4 protein-coding genes and 1 pseudogene are annotated in these 3,882 nt (G+C 54.0%); all 5 read right to left on the minus strand.

Annotated features, from left to right (window positions below; all coding sequences use genetic code 11):
* Positions 1 to 370: pseudogene (locus tag RMSM_RS10605) on the minus strand (hemolysin D); the annotation flags it as partial.
* A 134-nt stretch (positions 371 to 504) separates the two neighbouring features.
* Positions 505 to 1,221: a CerR family C-terminal domain-containing protein gene (locus RMSM_RS10610; protein ID WP_144057550.1), complete on the minus strand. Its 717-nt coding sequence runs from the start codon at positions 1,219 to 1,221 to the stop codon at positions 505 to 507.
* Between the two features lie 500 nt (positions 1,222 to 1,721).
* Positions 1,722 to 2,747, minus strand: coding sequence for a zinc-binding alcohol dehydrogenase family protein (locus tag RMSM_RS10615; RefSeq protein ID WP_008695222.1), 1,026 nt, complete (start codon positions 2,745 to 2,747; stop codon positions 1,722 to 1,724).
* Positions 2,748 to 2,825: 78 nt separating this feature from the next.
* A complete protein-coding gene (locus RMSM_RS10620) occupies positions 2,826 to 3,656 on the minus strand; it encodes an amidohydrolase family protein (protein ID WP_008695223.1) in 831 nt (276 codons plus the stop codon).
* A gap of 40 nt (positions 3,657 to 3,696) precedes the next feature.
* On the minus strand, positions 3,697 to 3,882 hold a 186-nt coding region (locus tag RMSM_RS42490), incomplete at its 5' end, for a hypothetical protein (protein WP_236622085.1).

The following is a 3,882-nucleotide window of genomic DNA, read 5'->3' on the forward strand; positions in this document are numbered from 1 at the left end:
GCAGATCGTCTTTTTTGACAAATGCCCCCGCTTCGCACTTGTCGGATTTAAAGATAATTTTCCCCGCCACTTCCGTGGCCAGACGCACTTCGCGATACGGCACCACAGTGCCATCGACCTGTAACTGCAATTGTCGACCAAAATCACTCAACGATTTGACTCGCTCGGTTCGCACCGGCGTCAATGATTTCATTCGCCCCGCGTAGCTGGCATCGGCGGGCGGACGCTGGGACGGAGCCACCTTGCCAAGCGCGATCACCGTCCCTACCGCGACCGCGACGATCGCAAGCGGAATGATCAAGTTGAATAGGAACCACGAAGGCGTAAAAACGCGCCGGGATGTCGGTGGAGAAATGGGGTCAGAATTCATGAGTGATGCGGAGGGATCCGGTGAATGTCCTGCGTCAATTGGTCGTGACGATTCAGACGACGGTGGTAAAGTCACGTCGCTATGTTTAGTAAGAGCAGGAGTAGTCATGATGAATATTGAATGAATACGACGTTCTATTGGTTCTCTTTGACGGGATTGGCACGAGCTTCAACCAACTCATTCAGCTGCGACTTGTGGTCCAACAAGGCGGCTTGTTGCGCGGACGCCAAGATCACTGCGGTGATGTGATGGCTGAGCGAGCGAACATCATAGTTCTCGTCACGCTCGGACTCGGGAATTAAAATCTTCACCACGCCGTTGCTGACGCGGTAATAAAGACATTGGCCAATCGCACTGAGCGCCAATTGGTCGATCACGTGCTGCGGTACGGGATGATCGACGATCGACAACACTGCACTGCGAATCTGATCAAACATGGGGCGGAAACAATCATTGACCATCTCGCAGAACACCGCCGTGGGATTCTGCATCTCACGTAGAAACAGCTCGGTTTCCCAGCCCCCCTCGTCGTCGGTCAACATTCGCGATAGCAAGGTGTGGACGAGACAATACAGGTCGTAACGAGGCTCGTCGCCGAGCCCCTGCGGAACCGGAAACGCATGCTCACGCGACTGGCGAACGTACTCCATGACCTCGCGATAAAGCCCATGCTTGTCGCCAAAGTAGTATCCCACCGAGGCAATGTTGACATTCGCTTCGCCGCAAATCTCACGCACCGTCGCACGACTGAATCCGCGATGGGCAAACACCGCCCCGGCGGCCATCAGCAGCCGGGTGCGAGTATCGGTCGCCACGTCCTGCGGCGGAACAGAAGAATTCGATTCAGACAAGCAATCACCCTCGATCCCCAAAATTCAAACAACTGTTTTAAACAATCGTTTGAAAAGACGAGGGTGTCAAGTCAGAAAAGCAAAAATAGCTTCGCCATCGGTCCTATTCGGCGGCAGGTTTGAGGTTCATATCGGCGGTCATTCCGACGTCGGAGACGCCGGGCGACATCGAAATCCGCCGCGGCACACTTATGCGATATCAGCCGCGATCATGGCGAAAATCACCGGCCGCCCCGTACCAATCCCCGCGCACAGCAGGTCTAATCCAACCAGCTGCATGGCACAATCTTTCCCGCAATCCAATGACTCCTTGGTTGTCGGCTTTCCTTTTCGTCACGTTTTTCGCGTTTTTCGCGTTCGCCTTCTTCCCACCTGCAGCCTCGCCCTCCGTCGCAAAAACCTGTTGCGAATGGGTGGCGTCTCATCGAGCGACAAACAACAATGACTACGTGATGTGATTGCGGGGCTCATGACCACACAAATTCATGTCGTTTTCTGCTTTAGACGACTTCGATGATGGCTTTGATCACGCCTGTTTCGGGCTTGGTGAACGATTCAAAATCTTTAATAACGCCCTCAAAACTGGTTCGATGCGTAATCCAAGGATCGGTGTTGATCGTGCCATCTTCGATCAGCCCGATGATCCGAGTGAAATCGGGTGGCAGGGCGTTGCGAGAAGCCAGAATGGTCGCTTCGGGGCGATGCATCACAGGATGCTTGAAACTCAATTCGTCGGTGGTGATGCCGACGTAGACAAGACGTCCGGTAGGCGCCAGATATTGCAGCGCGGCTGACATCGAGTACTTGTTGCCGGTCGCATCGGTGATCACTTGGTACATGTCACCGCCGGTCAAAGCTTTCATTCGCTCGACTTCGCTGCCATCTCCTTTGAACAGCACGGTATTTTCGATGCCGTAGTTCTCGCGAACAAAATCGAGCCGTCCTTGGTTCATATCCATCACGCTAATCGTCGCATCGGTCAGCCGAGCAAACTCGAGTGTCGCCAATCCGATCGGCCCCATCCCGATGATCAACGCATGATCGCCGGTCTCGGGAGCCCCTCGATCATTTGCATGGCATCCGATGGCCAAGGTTTCCACGAGCGCCAATTGATCGTAAGACAACGTAGCCGACGGATGCAATTTATCCGCCCGTACTAAGAATGATTCACACAGTCCGCCGTCCATCATCACCCCAATCACCTTTAGGTTTTGACAACAATTGATGGCTCCGCGGCGGCAAGCGTAACATTCGCCGCAATTCATGTATGGTTCGACGCTGCAGCGATCACCGGCATTGACATGGGAAACGCCATCGCCGACCGAAACAACTTCGACGCCAAGCTCATGGCCTGGGATCCGCGGAAAATCGAAGAACGGGAACTTGCCTAAGTAACAACTGATATCGGTTCCACAAACGCCCATCCGATGAGTGCGGACGAGCACTTCGCCCGCGGCCGGTGCAGCGGGCTCGGCGATGTCCACTTGCTTTAACGTTTTGAGTTCCGAGATTTGGATGGCACGCATCGTAAGCAATCGTCCGTACGAGATGTTGGGAAAGTGGTCTTGGAAAACGCTGACGACTGAGGATAGAGCGAATGGGCTCTACAGTTGGTATTCGCGAATCGCGTTGTTGGCAAAGAAATCGTTCTGCTCGTCTTGCGACAATTCACTCGCCAGCTCACGTACGACGCCCAACCAACGCGTATACTCGCTGGCCAACAAACAAACAGGCCAATCACTCGCATACATCATTCGTTTGGGACCAAACGATTCCAGTGCGATGTCCCAATACGGCCGCAGCGTTTCAATATCCCATGTGGGATCACGAACTTCGGTGGCAATGCCCGAAAATTTGCAGGCGACGTTCTCGCGCCGCGCCAATTCCCGAAAATGAGTTTCCCAGTGCTGGTCAAACTCCGATTTTTTAATCGTCGGTTTTGCGACGTGGTCCAGCACAAATACTTGGTCGGGATGTTGGCTGGCGAACTCGACTGCGGCTGGCAATTGACGAGCAAAGATCAAGATATCGTAAACCAACCCGCGGTCTTTCAGCAGTGAGACGCCACGATTGAAGTTGCTGCCCAACAGAAATCGGTCATCCGGTTCGTCTTGGACCACATGTCGAACTCCTTTCAGCATGTCAGCGTCGGCATAGCGATCCAACGATTTGTTGACATCGTCGGCTGCAAGCGGCAGCCAGCCCACGACACCGCGAACGAGAGGCTCCGCTGCTGCGAACTGAAGCAGGTCGTCGGTTTCTTCTAACGATTGCCGGGCTTGGACCGAGACGAAACCAGTGATCTCCGATTCGCTGGAGATTTGCCGCAATTCCTCGGTCCAAAAATCCTGCTTCAAACGGGACATTTCGTCCGAAATCCAGCCGTATTGGTCGGCAGAATACTTCCATAAATGATGGTGGCAATCAATCAGCATCGAACTTCATCATGATGAGAGAAAAACGATCCGCAACACGCTAGAGCAAAGCGGGGAGCGACGTTGTGACAGTGCGAGGGACGACGCATGAACGATACCCGCTGCCGAACGGAACGACAATCCACAGCGGCGTCACGCTCGCAGCAACTCGGCGGCTAAAATCGTGTTGCATCAAATCGCAGGAAGTGGCTTTGGGGAGATCGGTTTGCACACGCCATCGGTTTGG

This window comes from Rhodopirellula maiorica SM1 (genome assembly GCF_000346295.1).
GTDB lineage: Bacteria > Planctomycetota > Planctomycetia > Pirellulales > Pirellulaceae > Novipirellula > Novipirellula maiorica.

What these genes read in the sequence shown, in the direction of transcription:
- RMSM_RS10620 (WP_008695223.1), bottom strand. Translation starts at nt 3,656, where the DNA reads ATGCTGATTGATTGCCACCATCATTTATGGAAGTATTCTGCCGACCAA.
- RMSM_RS10615 (WP_008695222.1), bottom strand. Translation starts at nt 2,747, where the DNA reads ATGCGTGCCATCCAAATCTCGGAACTCAAAACGTTAAAGCAAGTGGAC.